Below are 19,790 nucleotides of genomic sequence, written 5' to 3' on the forward strand. Positions count from 1 at the left end.
TAAAACACAAAAACCGTTACATTAATTTGTAACGGTTTTTTAGTTATAAATAGATTATTTGTTATTCAGCCACAACTTTAAAATTGCAATTTAAACTTTCGCCCGAAATAGTAAGCATATAAATTCCTCTCACTTTTTTATTGGCAATATTTAGAGAAAAAACGCCATTTCCGTCAGAAGATATTTTTTCTTTAAGAATAATTTTCCCCGTCATATCGCTTAAAGTTGCCGTTGCAAAAGATAAATTATAATTAGGGATATTGATAAAAATTTGATCTTTTACAGGATTAGGATAAACAATAATATTATTTTTGTTGACGCTGAATTTATCCGTACTTAAAAAAACCTGAGTATATAAACCCGAAACTTCAGTAGCATTCAAAGGATAATTAAATATTTGAAGTTCATCAAACAGACCTTTATATGGCGCCGGCGCTGTACCTGAAGATAATTCAAGTTCACCAATATTCCCTATTATCAAATCTGTAGGTTCAGCAATTCCGGTAACTGCTGTTTCATCAAGTTCAGCCGAAAAAACACCATTAGTATAAATTCTCATTTTATGCGCAATAACATCTCTCATAATAACCACATTTACCCAATCTCCCGTAAAATATTTTGCCGCAGCCGTTGTTAATTCTCTTTTTGTGATATCGTCATCAATTGCAAAACGTAAAAGTCCACCTTTAACCTCTATATTATACCTTTTGCCAGTTGCACCAGTTATAGCATTTTTCGTAAACGATCCTTTGCACAATAAATAAATACTTGTTGCTGAAGAAACTGGTAACAAAGCCGGAGCAGCTTTCATCCAGAATGAAACTGTAAACGAATTTTTATCAAATAATAAATAATCCTGATTCGGGATATTGACCATCGATTTATTGTTTAAAGATGTCGAAAAATCAATCGCATTATTTGCCTTTCCGGGAACTCTTACAGCCGTATTATCAAAATTTGCATCTAATAAACCGTGATTCACATAACTTGAAATATCTTCTATTTGTTCTCCTTCAGATGCTGTTTCCTTAAACGGCCAATGACCAACAAGATTTGGCGTTAAAGTACAAAAACTCCATACATCGCCCGTTGCAATTCCTTTAGCATTTGCAGCGTCAATTCTCCAATAATAATTTATTGCCGGATTTAATCCCGTAACCTGATAAGACGGACTTGCAACATACGGAATATCGGCCAATTTGATTAAATTTGAAACATTTGTTCCAAAATATATTGCATAATTAACCGTATTCGAACTTCCGCTCCATTTTAAAGTTGCATTTCCATTTGATAATTCAACATTATTAAATCCCGTTGCAGGAGTTGGAGAAATTGCTTTAGTTGGCGCTGACGGAATTGGCGGTGTAGTTATAATTGCTATTGAATTATACACAGATGATTCTGAACTATTTGTTGCTTTAACACGATAATAATAGGGAGTATTCGGGATCAAATTTTCATCATTATAACTTGTATTATTAGCTCCTAAAGTTGCAATTACAGTAAAATTAATTCCGTTTAAAGAACGTTCTAAAACATAATTATCTTCATTTAAAGCATTATCTGTCCAATTCAAAGTCAAAGAACTTGAAGCGGGAATTTCGGTAGAAACCACATTTGTAAAAGTGATATCAGATGGCGGAATAATAAAATCAGGAGGAGTTTCATTCGTTAATCCGTTAATATACACTTCGATATTCAAATAAGGTGCATGATTTGTACTCACCAATAAAGCATCGGCAGTATTTTTATCAAGACCGTTTGCATCTTCCCAAGCATCAGGAATTCCGTCAGTATCAGTATCTAAAGGAGCCAGAGCACCATAAACATGCCCTGCGCCTCCGTTTATAAAACCAAATTTCTGCGTTAAATCAGTTTGAACATAAACATAAGTCGCAGTTGTTCCTTTAGACATCAAATCAGAAATCATTAAATTATCAACCTGATCGCGTCTTGGGTACGAAGCACCAACATTTTGCACAATTTTATTATAAGCATCTAAGGCAGAAAGCGTTGTATTTTTCATAGGATAATCATATGGCGTGGACAAAATCGTCGATGCATTTCCCGTAGGATATCCCGTTAAATCTGCGGGAACTAATGTGCCATTTAAAACTCCGTCCTTATTGTTATCAAAATAATTTCCCGCACCGTATAAAGAGAAATTATCATTTCCTCTATTAAACGGCGTCGAAATTGTTGTGCTGGTATTTGGTCCGCCAATAAAGTAATTATTGATGATATTAACATCAGAACTTCCTGCGGAATCTCCGCCCATAATATAAGCGTCTCCAGATTCAGCGTGTCCGTAAGTATTGCCGTAATTTCCCCAATTGTAAACCACATTATTCACAAACTCATTGATTCCTTTTATTTTATTGTTCCGGGTTTTATTGCAGATGTACAAATTTCCAATCAAACTTATTTTTCCGCCGGAAGGCTGCATCAATCCTCCAGCCGAATGATTATGACGATGTAATCCCTGACCAATAATCGAATTTTGAATCGTGATATTATCAGGACTTATGCCTTTATTATCCCAATTGATAGAAAAAACTTCATCAGTTCCCCAAGTAAAAGTCATATGGTCCAAAATTAAATTAGCACCGCTTGAAATTCCTGATGCATCCTGATTTTGAGCAGTTCCGCCGTAACGAATCCTGAGATATCTGGCAATTGTATTACTCGCTCCTGAAAATGTAACGCGTGGTCCTAAAAACACAATTCCTTCGCCGGTTGCAGTTTGACCCGCAATAGTTGTGTTGCTTGCTACGACAACCTGAGTTTGCAAATTGACAATACCACCAACTTTAAAAATTACAAATCTGCCTTCCTGACTCACAGCATCCCGAAACGAACCTGCTCCGCTATCGTTTAAATTTGTCACTAAATAAATTTGCGGATTTGCAGCACCTCGCGCGCCTGTAGTAAAACGTCCAAAACCTGTAGCTTCAGGAAAAGCTAATGTTTGAGCTTTTAAATCGTAAATGGTTGTAAGTAAACCAAAAATCATAAAAATTTTAAGCAAATGCTTAAAGGTTAAAGTAATTCTTTTCATAGTAAACGGTTATAATGGTTAAATAGTTATAACCAAATTAGCGATATGCTAAACAGAGACCGTCCTGTCCTATCCTGATTTAAAACACAAAATATCAACACGTTAAACATTCCACAATGAAACCGAATCATTAAATCCTCAAATCAATTTAAAATCAGAGAATATGCCTTTTTGCATAATTTACTTTAAAGATTGTAACAAAAAATCTTATTACATAATAATTTACTGATTATGACAATTATAAATCTTCAGAAACAGGTAAACTTCGTAAATTAGCTTTTCCAACTTTGAAATAGATTTTAAATCAAAAAGTCATTTCATAAATTACCAATCCAAAATTATAACAGATATTTTAGATTTTTTCTTAAAAATTAAAACGTATGATTGATTACATAAAAGACTTTAGAATTGGAATTTTCATTGCTATAATAGCCGTTATTACGATAGTTTTAGGCGCAATTACAGATAAAGTATTACGCTATTTTTTGTATCGAAAACTGAGTAATAAAGAATATGATGCAACGGGTTTCAGGTTTTTAAAACACTTAATCATAACCGTTATTTATATATTAGGATTTGCCTTTGCATTGATCCAAATTCCTGAATTTAAAATCATTGGACATTCATTTTTAGCCGGCGCCGGAGTTATCTCGCTGGTTGCCGGTTTGGCTTCTCAACAAGCTTTAAGCAATATCGTAAGCGGAATTTTTCTGGTAATATTCAAACCTTTCAGAATCAATGATAAAATCACGATCAACAATTTTGTTGGTACAGTTGAAGATATCAATTTAAGACAAGTGGTTTTAAAAGATGCAGAAAATAACCGAATCATAATTCCAAATTCGGTCATTAGCAATCAAATTATTGTGAATACAAATATGCACGATACAAAATGCTGTAAAATAATCGAAATTGGAATTGGATATGAATCTAATGTCGAAAACGCATTAGAAATCATGAAAGATGAAGTTGCTAAACATCCGTTTTTTATTGATACCAGAACTGCCGAAAATAAAAAGCAAGAAACACCTTTAGTCATCGCTCGTGTTGTTGCACTCGCAGATTCAAGCGTAACATTAAAAGCGTGGGCTTGGGCAAAAAATTCTACAGATGGATTTGTGATGTATTGCGATTTATTGCAAAGCATCAAAAAACGTTTTGACGAAAACAATATCGATATTCCGTATCCGCAACAAGTCGTGACTATAAAAAAATAACGACACAAACATTCCTAAAAAATAATTCTGTTATGGCAGCTTTGCAAATTGTACCTATTAAAACTTTACATCTTTTTGCGATATTAGATGAATTGTTAATCGAACTTTTAAAATCATTAACTGAGGAAGAATGGAATATGCAAACTGTTGCCAGAAAATGGACCGTAAAAGATATAGCTTCCCATTTACTCGACGGAAATTTAAGAGGTTTGTCGATATCCAGAGATCATTATTTTGGAGAAAAACCTGAAAATATAAATTCGTATCAAGATTTAGTTGCTTTTTTAAATCAGCTTAATATGACATGGACAAATGCAACAAAACGATTGAGTCCTCTTGTATTAACACAGTTATTAGAAACTACAGGAAAGCAATATTCAGACCATTTACAAACATTAAATCCTTTTGAAAATGCGTTGTTTTCAGTTGCATGGGCTGGCGAAGAAACTTCGTTAAACTGGTTTCATATCGCAAGGGAATACACTGAAAAATTCCTTCATCAACAGCAAATTAGGAATGCCGTTGGTAAACAAGCGCTTTTAACAAAAGAGTTATTTCATCCTTTCATCAGTACATTTATGTATGCATTGCCACATACTTATAAAGATACAGAAGCGGAAAAAGGAACCATTGTTACGCTAATTGTAAATACTGAAATTGGCGGTCAATGGAATATCATTAAGGAAGAAGATCATTGGCGATTCTTTGAACAGTCTGATAGTAAACCAACTGCAACTATCAAAATTGATCCGAATAATGCGTGGTTATTATTTTCAAAAGGAATGACTCCGGCTGAAGCCAAAGAAAAAGTGGAAATTTCAGGAGATAGAAAATTAGCTGAAATTGCTTTGAATATTGTAGCCGTAATGGCATAATTTCCAGTAGATATTTTCTGATAATTTTAAGATTTTATTTTTTGATTTTAAAATCGTTAACTTTAATTTTATAGATACTCGAAAACGAAATACATTCAAAAAATGAAAAATATAAAACTTATTCTTTTACTGCTTCCGTTCTTTTGCTTTTCGCAGCAGGAAAATGTAAAAGCGCTGGATATTAATTTAACCAATTATGAATATCCGTTTCCTGTTCAGTTTTTAGAATTGAGCAATCAGCGTCAAAATCTTAAAATGGCGTATATGGATATAAAACCGGAAAATTATAACAATAAAAATATCGTTTTGCTTCACGGTAAAAATTTCAACGGCGCTTATTGGGAAACTACAATTAAAGCTTTGACAAAAGAAGGTTTCAGAGTAATTGTTCCGGATCAGATAGGATTTGGGAAATCATCTAAACCGGATAATTATCAATACACTTTTCAGCAATTAGCAGAAAATACCAAAAAATTACTAGACCATTTAGGAATCCAAAAAACAACCATTTTAGGGCATTCAATGGGCGGAATGTTAGCGACAAGATTTGCTTTGATGTATCCTGAAACTACTGAAAAACTGGTTCTCGAAAACCCAATTGGTTTAGAAGACTGGAAACTTGTTGTTCCTTATAAACCCGTAGATTGGTGGTACGAATCTGAATTAAAGCAGAACTATCAGAACATAAAAAGCTACCAAATGGCAAATTATTATGATGGAAAATGGAACGCTGATTTCCAAAAATGGGCAGAACTTGGCGCAGGCTGGACATCAGCCCCTGATTATGCAAAAGTAGCCTGGAACTCCGCTTTGATGTATGACATGATTTTCACGCAACCCGTTTTATACGAATTCAAAAACATCAAAAGTCCAACACTTTTAATCATCGGAACGAGAGATAAAACGGCGATAGGAAAACCTCTCGTATCTGAAGAAGTTAGAAAAACGATGGGAAATTATCTGGAACTTGGCAAAAAAACTCAAAAGATAATACCAAATTCAAAACTGGTCGAAGTTCCTAATACCGGACATTTACCGCATATAGAATCTTTCGAGCAATTTATAAAACCATTAATCGTATTTTTGAAATCATAATTTTTTTAGCCACCAATTTTACGAATTATCACAAATTTTTATTTGTATAATGTTAAATTATAATTCGTGCTAATTCTTGAAATTCGTGGCAAACTTTAACTTAAAAACTAAAAACACATGTTTACAATCGAACAAATAAAAGAAGCACATGCCAAAGTACAAAGCGGTGCAGATTTTCCAAATTATATACAAGATTTGATAATTTTGGGCGTAAAAGGATATGACACATTTGTCAATAATGGAAATGTAGAATATTACGGCGTAAATGGTTACACCGTTTCATCTGACGAAAAATATCCTGAAATTCAGATTGCGCCAGTTGCCAATAAAGAGCGTTTTATTGAATTTTTAGTGATGCATCAGGACGGTCAAACCGATTATTTAACGTTCTGCAATCATGCCGCGCAATCCGGAATTGCAAAATGGCGCATTGATATTCTCGAAATGACTTGTACTTATTTTGATAAAGCCAATAACGAAATATTGATCGAGAAAATTCCGGGATAATTTTTCAAAACAAATCAATATAACTCAATGACACCAATTATAAACCCCGACGATTTATTAAAATTAAAAGATTCATCTAACATTATTTTAGTCGATGCCAGAGCAGGAATTAATGCCAAAGAAAATTATCAAATCGAACATTTAAAAAGTGCCCGTTATGTCGATTTAAACAAGGATTTAGCAACAGTAGAAAATGATCCGTCAAGCGGAGGAAGACATCCTTTGCCATCATTTAAGAAATTTTCTAAAGTACTTTCAAACCTCGGAATTTCTCCTTCAAGTCACATTATAATTTATGACGATAAAAACGGCTCAAATGCTGCAGCCCGATTTTGGTGGATGTTGCGAGCAATTGGTCACGAAAAAGTTCAGGTTTTAAATGGAGGTTTGCAAGCTGCTATAAAAATTGGTTTTCCTATAAGTTCAGAAATTGAATATTTTGAACCAACAGAAAATTATTCAATATCAGAATGGAAACTATCTCAGGCAAATATCGATGAGGTCGAAAAAGCACGAAATAACGATGAAAATATTGTGATTGATGTTAGAGATAAAAATCGTTTTGATGGTTTAACCGAACCTCTGGATTTAATTGCCGGACATATTCCTGGCGCAATAAATGTTCCGTTTAGCGAAAATTTAGATCAAGACGGATTTTTTAATTCGGCAGAAATTTTAGCTCAAAAATATTCGGAAATTTTAGGCGATAAAAAACCTGAAAATATAATTGTGCATTGCGGTTCCGGAGTTACCGCCTGTCATACTTTATTAGCGATGGATTACGCCGGAATTCCTATTCCAAAATTATATGTAGGTTCCTGGAGCGAATGGTCAAGAAATAATCGCGAAATGGCAACAAAAGAAATCAAATAACCGCAGCAATACATACCTAAAAGATATGTTTTGCGTAAAATACTTTTTTGCCACAGATTTCACAGATTAAAAGGATTAATCCTTTCTAATCTTTTTAATCTGTGGCAAAAAAAAAATTAATTTACACGCCACTATATATTAAGACATAGTCAAATAAATACTTTAAAAAATGCAGCATTGGGATATACTTTTATCGAATCAGGTAGATAAAAAAGCTTTTATACAAACTTTAATTTCTGGCGAAGCCAAAGGAGAATTATCCGTTTTTAATGACAAAAAAGGAATTCTGTTTTCAGACATTGCCATTGAGAAATTCATCGAAAAAGAATACCAATACGATATTGTAGCAGCTTCTCCGGAATCTCAAAGACAATTAAGAACTTTTTCATCTGGCGAACGCAAAAAAGAATTTCTGAAGTACTGCATCAATCAAAAACCTGATTTCATTATTTTCGATAATCCGTTTGATCATTTAGATCAGGCTTCACGCGTAATTTTAGCCGAATCTTTAAAAGATTTAACAGATGAAATTGCCATTATCCAAATTGTAAATCGTGTTACTGATGTACTTCATTTTGTTCCAAATAAAGCGCAAATCAAAGACAATACATTCGAATTACATCCCATTTCAAAAACCGAAAGTCATTTTAAAACCTTAAATACATCGGCGATTCCAAAAGCGATTGAGCTACATTCCTTCCACGAAAGTGTATTAATCAAAATGGAAAATGTTTCGGTAAGTTATGACGATCGCAAAATTGTAGACAATATTTCATGGACAATTAAACAAGGTGAATTCTGGCAGTTAATTGGTCCAAATGGTTCCGGAAAAAGTACCATTCTATCATTAATAACAGGAGATAATCCAAAAGGTTTCGGACAGGATTTACATTTATTCGGAAGAAAAAAAGGAACCGGAGAAAGCGTTTGGGATATCAAAAAACAAATCGGGATTTTCACAACTTCCATGACCGATTTATTTCAAAAAGGGCACACTTTAGAAGAAATGATTCTTTCCGGATTTTTCGATTCTATAGGTTTATATATTGAGCCAACAACTTTACAAAAACAAACCGTTACGCAATGGCTTGAAGTAATTGAAATGAGTCATTTACACAAAAAACGTTTCATCGATCTCTCTATTGGTCAGCAAAGAGTTGCGCTTATAGTTCGTGCCGTTTTAAAACATCCGCCATTATTGATTTTGGATGAACCCGTAGAAGGTTTAGATGACGAAAATGTCGATTTGGTAATTCAGCTAATCAATACCATCAAACAAGAAACAAACGTCAGCATTTTATATGTGTCACATCGCGTAGAATCTGGCCTCGCTCCTACTTCGGTTTTTGAACTTTTACCAACTCCAACAGGATCAATTGGTAAAATAAAATACCATTCGGAGCTCAATTAAAAACACAAAAATGAAAATTAAATATCTCGCATTATTGGTATTTTCGCTAATAATCAGTTCGTGTTGTGGTACAATTTCAACAACTAAAAAAGAATACAAAATCAGCGAAAGCGCCACTTTAAAATCAGAATGGAAATCAAATCCAAAAGAATGGTTTCTGCAAAAAGATACCTTAAAAGGAATTGGAGGTCCAATGCATTGGGGCGTAATAGAATCTAAAAAGGAACTCCCGGAAAATTATGAAATTGATTTTAAAGTAAACATGACCAAAGAATCCTTGTTCGAAGTTATGCTCAACATCGAAAAAGAACAATATATTAGAACTTATCTCTATCAAATTGATCAGAATATCGTGATTGGCAGAGGTGTTTACAAAAAAGGAAGTGACGAATACGAAAAACGCGGCGGTCCTACTTTGTTTAAAAAACCAATGAAATTAGAAAACAATAAATGGTACGCGATAAAAGTCAAAGTACTCAATAACCAATTATATTTCTCTGTAAATAACGAAACCACATTAGAATGTTCCCTTGAAAAAAGCAATTTAAGCCAACAAGGAAAACTAGGTTTCATCACAAACGGCGAAGTAAAAATAATTAATTTAACAATTAAAAGTCTTTGATAAAGTTTTTAAACCATTAAGAGATTAAGAAAAATTAAGCTAAAACCTTAACTAACTTAATATCTTAATGGTAAAAACAAAAAAAGCTCCAATAGGAGCTTTTTTATACGAGAAATCTTTTCTCTATTTTCTTTATTCTAAAATCTAAAATTTCTATTCTTCCTCTTCTATATTATGCGTTTTTCCATAATTACGCCATTTCTCAATACAATCCTGAAAATCCTGAGGTAATTCCGTATCAAAACGCATCATTTCGCCAGTTGTAGGATGCACAAAACCAAGCGTTTTAGCATGCAAAGCCTGACGTGGCAAAGCTTTAAAACAATTCTCAATAAACTGTTTGTATTTTGTAAACGTAGTTCCTTTCAAAATTAAATGACCACCATAACGCTCGTCATTAAATAACGGATGCCCAATATGTTTTAAATGCGCGCGAATTTGGTGCGTTCTTCCGGTTTCTAATCTACAAGAAATCAAAGTAACATAACCAAAACGTTCCAGCACTTTATAATGTGTAATTGCAGGTTTTCCAATTTCAGGATCAGCAAAAACAGCCATTTGCATGCGGTCTTTTAAATGTCTTGCAAGGTTTCCTTCGATCGTTCCTTCCTCATCGGCAACATTTCCCCAAACAAGAGCAACATATTCACGTTCAGAAGTTTTAGCTTCGAATTGCTTCGCCAAATGCGTCATTGCAGCTTCCGTTTTTGCCACAACCAAAAGTCCGGACGTATCCTTATCAATTCGATGAACTAAACCTGGGCGTTCGCTGCTGTTCATTGGCAAATTATCAAAATGATGCGCCAAAGCATTCACCAGAGTTCCGGTATAATTTCCGTGACCCGGATGTACTACCATTCCCGGTTCCTTGTTAATCAATAGCAAAGCGTCATCTTCATACACAATATTCAACGGAAGATCTTCCGGAAGAATATGGTTTTCAAACGGCGGATGCGTCAACATTACCGTAATAAGATCAAGTGGTTTTACTTTGTAATTTGATTTTACAGGAATTTCATTTACAAAAACACTTCCTTCACTTGCAGCATTCTGAATTTTGTTCCGTGTTGCATTCGGAATCATATTCATCAAATATTTGTCAATACGCAAAAACGCTTGACCTTTAGGCACATCAAACCTGAAATGTTCGTATAATTCGTCTTCCAGATCTAAATTTTCAATATTATTGTTCATCTTTTGGGGTTTCAGTAGTTGGCGCAGCTGTACTATCTGTCGTCTGGCTTTCATCTACATACGTTGCTTTTCCGTCACCTAAAACCAAGTCGATTTTAGACGCTTTAAGCACGCGGTCTCCTACTTTTAAATTTCTACCTTTATAACGCATCTCTAAAACCATATCTTTTCCAAGATTTGGGATATACGTAATCGTTCCTTGTTCAAGCCCTAAAGCCTTCAAAGTTGGAACCGCTTCACGATACGTTTTCTCGATTAAATCAGGGATTTTAACAGATGAAAATCCTGATGCATTAATTTTAATATATATTTTTCTTCCCACTTTTACCATCGTTCCCGGCAACGGATCTTGCTCAACAACACTGTATTTAGGAAATTCACTTCGGTAATCTACACTATCAAGAAGCACATAGTCCAAGTCTAAATCGTCTAATTTTGCTTCAACCTGTTCCTCCGTCAATTTAGTTAAATTAGGAACAGCAATTTCATGTCCATGATCAGTTGTAAAAGTCAGCCAATGCATAAACAAATAACCCAAAACTGCAATAATTGCAGCCGCAATCAAGATTTGTACAAAAAACACACGGCTTGTTAAATACTTACGTAAAGTCATAAATTTATTTTTAGTTGTCGCAAAGATAAAGCTATTTCGTTTCAAAAAAAATGATAATTTTGTTTTAAACAAGAAAGTGTTCTGATTGTCATTCTCAGCGAAGTCAAGGATGATTTTTGGAATTTGGAATTTAAAAATTGGAATTTAAATTTTCAGGAGCTATTTCCTGCTGTACGCTATATCTTTTCCTGGCTAAAGAAGCCAGAAAAAGGATGCCGCTTCCATCAGGGCTAGGGATTTAAGATTTATAAGAACGCTCTTTTTTAAGCGATATTATTTGTAGTTCCAATTCATAATAGCATTTTACGCTTCTATTTGTCATCCCGAGGAACGAGGGATCTCCGCAAGAAACTCACGCAAAGTTTATCTTGCATGTCGAGCTACTAACGGAGATCCCTCGTTCCTCGGGATGACAAAGCAAACGAAATAGCGCGTACATTTAAAATAGTAAAGCAGATAATACAGATTGAATTAAAAAAATTCGTGAATTCGTGGCGAAAAACCTGAAACAAAATAAAACTTGAAACAAAATATAAACAAAAATATAAAATGAAAAACATAGCCATCATAATGGGCGGATATTCAAGCGAATATAAAATTTCACTTATCAGCGGAAACGTCGTTCACCAATATCTTGACAAAACAAAATATAACGGATTTCGTATTCATATTTTTAAAGAAAAATGGGTTTATGTAGATGAAAACAACGCCGAATTTTCAATTGACAGAAACGATTTCTCTGTAACTGTAAACGATCAAAAAATTACTTTTGACTGTGTTTTCAACGCCATTCACGGAACTCCGGGCGAAGACGGATTAATGCAGGCTTATTTTGAATTATTAGGAATTCCGCAATCATCTTGTGATTATTACCAGGCGGCACTTACCTTTAATAAACGTGATTTATTATCGGTTTTAAAACCGTACGGAATCAAAACAGCAATTTCTTATTACCTAAATAAAGGTGACATTATCAATACAGCCGAAATCGTTAAAAAAGTTGGTTTGCCATGTTTCGTAAAACCAAACAAAGCAGGATCAAGCTTCGGAATCTCAAAAGTAAAATCAGAAGCCGAACTTCCAATTGCAATTGAAGTAGCATATAAAGAAGATAACGAAATCATCATCGAAAGTTTTCTTGACGGAACCGAAGTTTCTGTTGGAGTAATCAATTACAAAGGCGAAATCAAAGTATTACCAATCACAGAAATTGTTTCTGACAATGATTTCTTCGATTATGAAGCCAAATACGAAGGAAAATCACAAGAAATTACACCAGCAAGAATCTCTGATGAATTGACACAAAAAGTAGGAGAAACTGCAAAACGTGCTTATGAAGTATTAAAAATGAAAGGTTTTTCAAGAAGCGAATTCATCATCGTAGACAACGAACCATATATGCTGGAAATGAACACAATCCCAGGTTTAACAACCGAAAGTCTGATTCCGCAACAAGCAAAAGCAGCCGGAATATCTCTTGAAGATTTATTCACAAATGCGATTGAGTTGGCTTTGGCATAGCCAAAAAAGGTTCTAAGATTCTAAGTTGCTAAAGCACTAAGGTTTTAGAACCTTTTTTAATGCATAATATTGTCAGACCGATTGAAGTCAAACTAATGTCGGCTGATAAATTCTTAACTCGTCAGGCTGAGCGAAGTCAAACTAATGTCAGGCTGAGCGGAGTCGAAGCCCCGCAAAGTGAAGACACATTGTCATAGAATATTGGATGTGATTTCTCCTCTGTCGAAATGACAAAAAAACCTAGAAACTCAGTAAATTAGAACCTTAGCTCCTATAAAAACTTTGAACCTCAAAAAGAAAAAAATGAAAAAAGCTATATTCCCCGGATCATTTGATCCAATTACGTTAGGTCACGAAGACATTATCAAGAGAGGAATTTCTCTTTTTGACGAAATAGTGATTGCAATTGGTGTAAATGCCGAAAAAAAATACATGTTTTCGCTCGAAGAAAGAAAACAATTCATAGAAGAAACTTTTAAAGACGAACCAAAAATTTCGGTTATTACTTATGAAGGTTTGACTATAGATTTAGCAAAAAAACAAAAAGCGCATTTTATATTAAGAGGTTTACGCAATCCCGCCGATTTCGAATTCGAAAAAGCAATTGCACATACTAACAGAAAACTTTCTAAAATAGAAACCGTATTTTTATTAACCGCCGCAAGTACATCTTACATAAGTTCAAGTATTGTTCGCGATGTATTGCGCAATGGCGGCGAATATGAAATGCTGGTTCCAGATGCTGTTAGAGTAAAAAAGTAAGTCATTGCAAGACAAAGCAAGACACTAATCATGAATCTTTATGAAAAGATATAGCTAGTGAGATTGCTCCGTCCCTTGCAAAGCTTACAAACAAGCCTTAGGATTGAAACATATTATAGGGATGGATTTCAATCCATCCAAAGGATAATTTATTAAATAAAAATCCGCGTTGAATCTGTTTCAACCCGTAAAACCCGTGGGCTCAAAACCACCAAAATCATAAACTTGCAAGCGAAGCAAATTATAAGTAATTTCGCATTTTAAATAAACACCAAACAATGAGCATCGAAAGAGAATTAAACAAACGTAGCGGATCAAAATGTGAACTTTGTGCAGCTGAAGAAAACCTAAAAGTATATGAGGTATTACCAACTAAAAAAGGTGGACTTGACGAAAGCATAATGGCGTGTGCGACTTGTATTGACCAGATTGAAAATCCTGATAATGTCGATTTAAATCACTGGAGATGTCTAAACGACAGTATGTGGAACGAGAACGTTGCTGTACAAGTTGTAGCATGGAGAATGTTAAGCCGTTTGCGTGCTGCTGGCTGGCCTCAGGAATTGCTTGACACAATGTATTTAGACGAAGATACTCTTGCATGGGCGCAAGCAACGGGAGAAGGTGAAGAAGACGAAAACAAAATCATTCACCGTGATAGTAATGGTGTAATTTTAGAACACGGAGATTCTGTGGTTTTAATCAAGGATCTAAAAGTAAAAGGATCAAGTATGGTTGCCAAACAAGGAACCGCTGTTCGTAACATTCGTTTAGATCACGAAAACGCTGAATATATTGAAGGAAAAGTAGATGGTCAGCAAATTGTGATTATCACACAATACGTGAAGAAGATATAACTTTTAGAAAGTTGCTAAGGTTCTGAGTTACTGAGTGACTAAGTTTTTAACCCTGAAACTTGAAATAAAGAAAACCTGAAACTTTTTTAAACACAAAAAAGGCTATTCAAGAATTTGAATAGCCTTTTTTAATATTTAAAGTTTTCTTACCACAGATTTTTAACTTGAAACAAATAAAACCTGAAATCTGAAACTAAAAAATTTATTTTTGAAATAATTTATTAATCTGATCTTTTAAAAGTGGTTCAGAAACGTTGCTTGCAGCAGAAGAAGCATCTTTATTTGAAACCATAAACTGAACTGTAGCTTTCTCAGGAAGAACACTTCCTGTGTAATGTAACCAAATGTAGTTATTAGGTAATTCTAATTTAATATCATACAAAGGATTTGCAGTAAAACCATTTACAATAATATTATAAAGACTATTGTAATCATTATTTACATTTTTAAATGTAAATTTTCTCAAGCTTGATGAATCATCATCATTCTGGATACTTGTATAATAAACAGTATATTCATCTCCAATTTTTTGAATATAATTGTTATTTACTTTTCCTAATCTTTCAACTGGTACAGTTTCAATAACTTTAATTTGTGCAAAAGAAACAAAGCTAAACATCAAAATGGCAATCGTAATAATTCTTTTCATAATTAATTTGGGGTTTATTATTTACGGGCGCAAGAAACGCAGAAAATATGATAAATTAAAGCCTTATCGTTTAATTTATTAACAATAAATTAAGATCCTTGTTCAAATCATTAAAAAAACACCTTAAGATACTGAAATACAAATATTTGCAATTAAATCAAAAGCTGTTAATTTATCGAAAAGCAGCAGTAAATTAGGCAATCTCTAGCATTTAAATACAGAAAAAGATAAAAATTTTAGTTCTCTTCTTCTTTCTTAACCACTTTTCGGGCAACTTCGATTTTAAATTTCTTGCCTTTCATTTTCTCGTCTTTAATATTATGAAGCAAATCTTTCACTTTATTGAATTTTACAGCCGCAAATGAAATAAAATCTTTAACCTCAATTAAGCCTAAATCACCTTTCTCTAATTTTCCTTTTTGAGAAAAGAATCCAACAATATCAATTTTATTTAATTTGGTTTTCTTTCCGCCACTAATATAAATAGTTTGATATTCCGGTGGTTTTGGTAAAGTCGTTGTATTCTCAACTTTCAAAACTTCCATTCCGTAGTCAATATAATCCAGTTGTTTTTCACTTTCGTGAGTAATAATATATGCCGTTCCGGAAGCTTGCATACGTGCCGTACGACCGTTACGATGTGTAAATTCGTCTTCTTTTAAAGGTAAATGATAATGAATTACGTGTTTCATTTCAGGAATATCTAATCCACGAGCTGCTAAATCAGTTGTGATTAAATAACTTACACTTCCATTTCTAAACTGAATCAAAGCGCGTTCACGCTCGTCCTGATCCATTCCGCCATGATAATAGGTAGAATAAATTCCTTTTTCGTTCAATGTATCACTAATACGTTCTGCCGCATCACGGTGATTACAAAAAATAATAGCCGATTGTGATTTTAGAGAACAAATCAAATTAAATAAACTTCCCAATTTATCTTTTGCCGAAGAAACCACCATCTTCATCGAAAGGTTCGTTTTTTCTTCTTGCTCAGGAATAAAATCTAAAACTGTTGGGTTTACGACTCTTGTATATCTCGGAATTTCAATATCTGAAGTTGCAGATACTAAAACACGTTTGTTCAATTTTGTTAATTTCCCAATGATATATGACATTTGCTCGTGGAAACCCAATTGTAATGATTTATCGAATTCATCAAGAATTAAAGTCTGAATTTTATCAGTTCTAAAAGTATCTCTGTCAATATGATCGGCGATTCTTCCCGGAGTTCCTATTAAAACTGCTGGCGGATTACTCAAATTCTTGATTTCAGTATCAATCGAGTGACCTCCGTAGCAAATATTGACTTTATATTGCGTCCCCATTTTCTTCCAAACTTGCTCAATCTGCAAACCTAATTCGCGTGAAGGCACAAGAATTAAACATTGAACCGAAAGAATTTCCGGTTCCAATAATTCTAAAACAGGTAATAAAAAAGCCAATGTTTTTCCTGATCCTGTTGGAGAAAGCAGTAAAACATTGTTATCGTTTAAAATTGCATCTTGCGCAACTTCTTGCATTTCGTTTAGGGTTTCAATTCCTAAGTTCGAAAGTATGTTATTGGAATGGTGATTTTTATTCATTTTGCAAAAGTAGTCAAAAAAAGTTGTTTCAGGTTTTGTTTGTTTGCTTCGCCTATTCGACTTTCAGTCTCGGGTCAGGTTTCAAGTTGAAATGTGAATAAAAAATTTTACCGCAAAGGTCACAAAGTTTTTTATAATAGCTTGTGTTTTGATTGTATTCAGAAAACGCAGAGGTCGCAAAGCTTTGAGAATAAAATTTAACCGCAAAGAACGCAAATTTTTTATAGATTGTGCTTAGATTGTGCAGACAAACGCAAAGAACGCAAAGAACGCAAAGCTTTGCGAACTTTGCGTAAATCTTTGCGCTCTTTGCAGTAAAAAAAACAAAAGTATATAAAAGACAAAGCTTTGCGAACTTTGTGTTTTTACAAAACTTTCAAAATTAAAAAACTTTGCGCGCTTTGCGGTAAAATGCCAAAGTTGCTCCACTCTCATTTTCAAACCTGAAACTTGAAACAAATAAAAACTTTATATTTGACTTTTCTTTAAACCAAAAACCATGAAACTTTTTACATTTTCCTTTTTACTTTTCACCATTACAATCTTCGGTCAGAACAATAAAAAATACGATACTTTTTTTGAGAAAGGAAACGGAAATCAGTCGGCATCTTATGAAGAAACTATTGCGTATTATAAACTTTTAGCGCAAGATTTCTCAACGATTCAAATTAAGGAAATGGGTTTGACAGATTCCGGCGAACCTTTGCATATGGTCGTTTACAATCCTGAAGAGGAATTTGATTTTGAAAAAATCCAGAAAAACAAAGCGGTTCTTTTTATCAATAACGGAATTCACGCCGGAGAACCTGACGGAATCGACGCAACGATGCAATTCTATCGAGATCTGGCAATTGGAAAATTAAAAGCGCCAAAAAATACCGTTTTGGTTACGATTCCGGTTTATAATATTGGCGGAGCTTTAAATAGAAATTCAACAACAAGAGCCAATCAGGACGGACCCGAAATTTATGGTTTTAGAGGAAATGCCAGAAATTACGATTTGAATCGGGATTTAATGAAATCAGACACTCGAAATACAAAGAGTTTTGTCGAGATTTTCCAAAAGATAAATGCTGATGTTTTTATCGATAATCACGTAAGCAACGGATCTGATTATCAATACAAACTTACTTACATCATGACACAACATAATAAATTAGGAACTATTTTGGGCGATTTTTTGAATAATGAAATGATGCCAGCTTTGGTTAAAGATTTACAGCAAAAGAAAATCGAAACAACGCCTTATGTAGATTCTTTTAAGGATACTCCGGACAAAGGTTTTGGTCAATTTGTGGATAGTCCGCGATATACAACGGGTTATACTTCGTTGTTTAATACAATTGGTTTTGTGGTTGAAACACATATGCTGAAAAAATATGCCGAACGTGTAAAAATGACCTACGAATACACAAAATCAACAATGGATTTTACCGATGCGAATTATCAAAAAATTAAAGAACTTCGTGTGAAAAATCTGGAGCAATTTCAACCTAAAAAACCGTATACATTAAAATGGGAATTAGACAGCACAAAAGCCACTACATTTTCGTTTTTAGGATATGAAGCGGGTTATAAAAAAAGTCAAGCTACAACAGGAAATCGTTTGTATTATGACCGAAGCAAACCTTATAAAAAAGACGTTCCGTATATCAAGGAATTCAAATCAGTAAAAGACGTTGTTATTCCTTTTGCTTATATCATTCCGCGTGGTTATTGGAATATTGTTGATCTCTTGAAGAATAACAATATTACATATTCTCAACTTAAAAATGATACGATTATTGAAGTTGAAAGCTATAAAATCGCCAGTTTTAAAACGGTTCCAAATGCTTATGAAGGACATTATTTACACCAAAATACGATGGTAACTTCTAAAATTGTAAAAATGGCTTTCGCCAAAGGTGATTACTTAGTTCCAACAAACCAAAAAGGCGTTAAATATTTAGTAGAAGCTTTTAAGCCCGAAGGTGTTGATTCATTCTTTAACTGGAATTTCTTCGATCCTATTTTACAGCAAAAAGAACATTATTCAGAATATATTTTTGAAGATACAGCGGCAAAATTACTTAAAGATAATCCTGTCTTAAAAGCTGAATTAGAAACTAAAAAACAAAACGATCCCGAATTGGCTAAAAGTTCAGAAGCGCAATTAGACTGGATTTACAAACATTCGGTTTATTATGAAAAGGCACATTTGCAGTATCCTGTTTATAGGATTTTATAGTTTGGAATGATTTAACCGCAACGTTTTTTACCGCAAAGTTCGCTAAGATTTTTTTGTGTGAGGTTTAAAAACGCAATCCCGATAGCTATCGGGACGCAAAGCTTTTGCGAGTAGACCTTTGTCAAAATTTGTCTGCGCTTTTTGTCATCCTGAGCGAAGTCGAAGGACACGCAAGTAGCTCGACAATTTAGGTAAAATACTTTGTGTTAGTTTCTTACGGAGATCCCTCGTTCCTCGGGATGACAATATTGTGGTTACTTTGTGTTAAATATTTTCAAATTCTTCTCAAATATTAAATAAAAAGTTCAAATACTTTTTAATAAAATAATAAACAATGACATATAAACTTTTTCTTGACGATATACGTAATGTAAAAATGGTGTACAAAAACCTCACCGACGATGACTTTGTAATTGTTAGGAATTTTAATGATTTTAAAAAAGTAATTATTGAAAACGGGCTTCCTGAATTGATTAGCTTTGATAATGATCTGGGATTAGATGAAAATAATATTATTGCTGAAGATGGATATGCAGCAGCAAAATGGTTGGTTTATGAATCAGGAATTGATTTAATAGATTTAAGATTTAATGTTCATTCGGCTAATCCTGTTGCAGCACAACAAATTCAAAGTTTGCTCGATAATTATATTAAACATTTGAAAAGTGAGAATAATTTAAAAATCTAATTTCAACCCGATAGCGCGGATTTGCAATCCGTGCC

Annotated in this window: 17 protein-coding genes; 12 read left to right on the forward strand and 5 right to left on the reverse strand. The window is 33.7% G+C overall.

Annotated features, from left to right (window positions below):
- Positions 1–61 precede the first annotated feature (61 nt).
- Positions 62–3,058, reverse strand: coding sequence for a LamG-like jellyroll fold domain-containing protein (locus tag ACHZDT_RS00490; RefSeq protein WP_394772700.1), 2,997 nt, complete (start codon positions 3,056–3,058; stop codon positions 62–64).
- A 380-nt stretch (positions 3,059–3,438) separates the two neighbouring features.
- Here ACHZDT_RS00490 and ACHZDT_RS00495 point away from each other — a divergent pair, with 380 nt between their 5' ends.
- The 7 genes from ACHZDT_RS00495 (at position 3,439) to ACHZDT_RS00525 (ending at position 9,658) form a co-directional block, all read left to right on the forward strand.
- The gene (locus ACHZDT_RS00495) at positions 3,439–4,275 is read left to right on the forward strand and encodes a mechanosensitive ion channel family protein (RefSeq protein ID WP_394772701.1); all 837 of its coding nucleotides are present in this window, start codon (positions 3,439–3,441) and stop codon (positions 4,273–4,275) included.
- Between the two features lie 32 nt (positions 4,276–4,307).
- A complete protein-coding gene (locus tag ACHZDT_RS00500) occupies positions 4,308–5,150 on the forward strand; it encodes a maleylpyruvate isomerase N-terminal domain-containing protein (RefSeq protein WP_394772702.1) in 843 nt (280 codons plus the stop codon).
- Between the two features lie 102 nt (positions 5,151–5,252).
- Positions 5,253–6,245, forward strand: coding sequence for an alpha/beta fold hydrolase (locus ACHZDT_RS00505; RefSeq protein ID WP_394772703.1), 993 nt, complete (start codon positions 5,253–5,255; stop codon positions 6,243–6,245).
- Positions 6,246–6,362: 117 nt separating this feature from the next.
- Positions 6,363–6,752, forward strand: coding sequence for a DUF1398 domain-containing protein (locus ACHZDT_RS00510; RefSeq protein ID WP_213305824.1), 390 nt, complete (start codon positions 6,363–6,365; stop codon positions 6,750–6,752).
- 27 nt (positions 6,753–6,779) lie between these two features.
- Positions 6,780–7,625 (forward strand): sulfurtransferase, encoded by an 846-nt coding sequence (locus ACHZDT_RS00515; protein ID WP_394772704.1) that lies wholly within the window; start codon positions 6,780–6,782, stop codon positions 7,623–7,625.
- A gap of 169 nt (positions 7,626–7,794) precedes the next feature.
- The gene (locus tag ACHZDT_RS00520) at positions 7,795–9,036 is read left to right on the forward strand and encodes an ATP-binding cassette domain-containing protein (protein WP_394772705.1); all 1,242 of its coding nucleotides are present in this window, start codon (positions 7,795–7,797) and stop codon (positions 9,034–9,036) included.
- A gap of 10 nt (positions 9,037–9,046) precedes the next feature.
- Entirely contained in the window at positions 9,047–9,658 is a 612-nt protein-coding gene (locus tag ACHZDT_RS00525; protein WP_394772706.1) for a hypothetical protein, read from the forward strand.
- A 153-nt stretch (positions 9,659–9,811) separates the two neighbouring features.
- On the opposite strand, the gene ACHZDT_RS00530 is transcribed toward ACHZDT_RS00525, so the two are convergent.
- Both ACHZDT_RS00530 and ACHZDT_RS00535 read right to left on the reverse strand, forming a co-directional pair.
- Positions 9,812–10,852, reverse strand: coding sequence for an RluA family pseudouridine synthase (locus ACHZDT_RS00530; protein ID WP_394772708.1), 1,041 nt, complete (start codon positions 10,850–10,852; stop codon positions 9,812–9,814).
- Positions 10,842–11,465, reverse strand: a complete 624-nt coding sequence (locus ACHZDT_RS00535) for a PASTA domain-containing protein (RefSeq protein ID WP_394772709.1) — start codon at positions 11,463–11,465, stop codon at positions 10,842–10,844. Before ACHZDT_RS00535 ends, ACHZDT_RS00530 begins: the two co-directional genes overlap by 11 nt.
- A 549-nt stretch (positions 11,466–12,014) precedes the next feature.
- Here ACHZDT_RS00535 and ACHZDT_RS00540 point away from each other — a divergent pair.
- From ACHZDT_RS00540 to ACHZDT_RS00550, 3 genes are all read left to right on the forward strand, one after another.
- Positions 12,015–12,986, forward strand: coding sequence for a D-alanine--D-alanine ligase (locus ACHZDT_RS00540; RefSeq protein ID WP_394772710.1), 972 nt, complete (start codon positions 12,015–12,017; stop codon positions 12,984–12,986).
- Between the two features lie 303 nt (positions 12,987–13,289).
- On the forward strand, positions 13,290–13,748 hold the full coding sequence (gene coaD / locus ACHZDT_RS00545; RefSeq protein WP_213305798.1) for a pantetheine-phosphate adenylyltransferase: 459 nt from the start codon (positions 13,290–13,292) through the stop codon (positions 13,746–13,748).
- A 278-nt stretch (positions 13,749–14,026) separates the two neighbouring features.
- Positions 14,027–14,605, forward strand: a complete 579-nt coding sequence (locus ACHZDT_RS00550) for a PhnA domain-containing protein (protein WP_394772711.1) — start codon at positions 14,027–14,029, stop codon at positions 14,603–14,605.
- Positions 14,606–14,807: 202 nt separating this feature from the next.
- On the opposite strand, the gene ACHZDT_RS00555 is transcribed toward ACHZDT_RS00550, so the two are convergent.
- Together ACHZDT_RS00555 and ACHZDT_RS00560 are read right to left on the reverse strand one after the other, a co-directional pair.
- Entirely contained in the window at positions 14,808–15,254 is a 447-nt protein-coding gene (locus ACHZDT_RS00555; protein WP_394772712.1) for a hypothetical protein, read from the reverse strand.
- A gap of 236 nt (positions 15,255–15,490) precedes the next feature.
- Entirely contained in the window at positions 15,491–16,840 is a 1,350-nt protein-coding gene (locus ACHZDT_RS00560) for a DEAD/DEAH box helicase (protein ID WP_394772713.1), read from the reverse strand.
- A 499-nt stretch (positions 16,841–17,339) separates the two neighbouring features.
- Between ACHZDT_RS00560 and ACHZDT_RS00565 the strand changes: the two genes are divergently transcribed.
- Positions 17,340–19,067 carry a M14 family metallopeptidase gene (locus ACHZDT_RS00565; RefSeq protein WP_394772714.1) on the forward strand — a complete coding sequence of 576 codons (1,728 nt, stop codon included), beginning with the start codon at positions 17,340–17,342 and terminating at the stop codon, positions 19,065–19,067.
- Between the two features lie 334 nt (positions 19,068–19,401).
- Positions 19,402–19,755 carry a cyclic-phosphate processing receiver domain-containing protein gene (locus tag ACHZDT_RS00570; RefSeq protein WP_394772715.1) on the forward strand — a complete coding sequence of 118 codons (354 nt, stop codon included), beginning with the start codon at positions 19,402–19,404 and terminating at the stop codon, positions 19,753–19,755.
- The last annotated feature ends 35 nt before the right edge of the window (positions 19,756–19,790 follow it).

This window comes from Flavobacterium sp. (genome assembly GCF_043722275.1).
In the GTDB taxonomy this organism is placed as follows: Bacteria; Bacteroidota; Bacteroidia; order Flavobacteriales; family Flavobacteriaceae; genus Flavobacterium.

Coding starts and splice junctions, on each gene's coding strand:
- ACHZDT_RS00505 (WP_394772703.1), top strand. CDS start 5,253: ATGAAAAATATAAAACTTATTCTTTTACTGCTTCCGTTCTTTTGCTTT.
- ACHZDT_RS00535 (WP_394772709.1), bottom strand. CDS start 11,465: ATGACTTTACGTAAGTATTTAACAAGCCGTGTGTTTTTTGTACAAATC.
- ACHZDT_RS00560 (WP_394772713.1), bottom strand. CDS start 16,840: ATGAATAAAAATCACCATTCCAATAACATACTTTCGAACTTAGGAATT.
- ACHZDT_RS00540 (WP_394772710.1), top strand. CDS start 12,015: ATGAAAAACATAGCCATCATAATGGGCGGATATTCAAGCGAATATAAA.
- ACHZDT_RS00550 (WP_394772711.1), top strand. CDS start 14,027: ATGAGCATCGAAAGAGAATTAAACAAACGTAGCGGATCAAAATGTGAA.
- ACHZDT_RS00555 (WP_394772712.1), bottom strand. CDS start 15,254: ATGAAAAGAATTATTACGATTGCCATTTTGATGTTTAGCTTTGTTTCT.
- ACHZDT_RS00525 (WP_394772706.1), top strand. CDS start 9,047: ATGAAAATTAAATATCTCGCATTATTGGTATTTTCGCTAATAATCAGT.
- ACHZDT_RS00510 (WP_213305824.1), top strand. CDS start 6,363: ATGTTTACAATCGAACAAATAAAAGAAGCACATGCCAAAGTACAAAGC.
- ACHZDT_RS00515 (WP_394772704.1), top strand. CDS start 6,780: ATGACACCAATTATAAACCCCGACGATTTATTAAAATTAAAAGATTCA.
- coaD (WP_213305798.1), top strand. CDS start 13,290: ATGAAAAAAGCTATATTCCCCGGATCATTTGATCCAATTACGTTAGGT.
- ACHZDT_RS00530 (WP_394772708.1), bottom strand. CDS start 10,852: ATGAACAATAATATTGAAAATTTAGATCTGGAAGACGAATTATACGAA.
- ACHZDT_RS00490 (WP_394772700.1), bottom strand. CDS start 3,058: ATGAAAAGAATTACTTTAACCTTTAAGCATTTGCTTAAAATTTTTATG.
- ACHZDT_RS00565 (WP_394772714.1), top strand. CDS start 17,340: ATGAAACTTTTTACATTTTCCTTTTTACTTTTCACCATTACAATCTTC.
- ACHZDT_RS00570 (WP_394772715.1), top strand. CDS start 19,402: ATGACATATAAACTTTTTCTTGACGATATACGTAATGTAAAAATGGTG.
- ACHZDT_RS00495 (WP_394772701.1), top strand. CDS start 3,439: ATGATTGATTACATAAAAGACTTTAGAATTGGAATTTTCATTGCTATA.
- ACHZDT_RS00520 (WP_394772705.1), top strand. CDS start 7,795: ATGCAGCATTGGGATATACTTTTATCGAATCAGGTAGATAAAAAAGCT.
- ACHZDT_RS00500 (WP_394772702.1), top strand. CDS start 4,308: ATGGCAGCTTTGCAAATTGTACCTATTAAAACTTTACATCTTTTTGCG.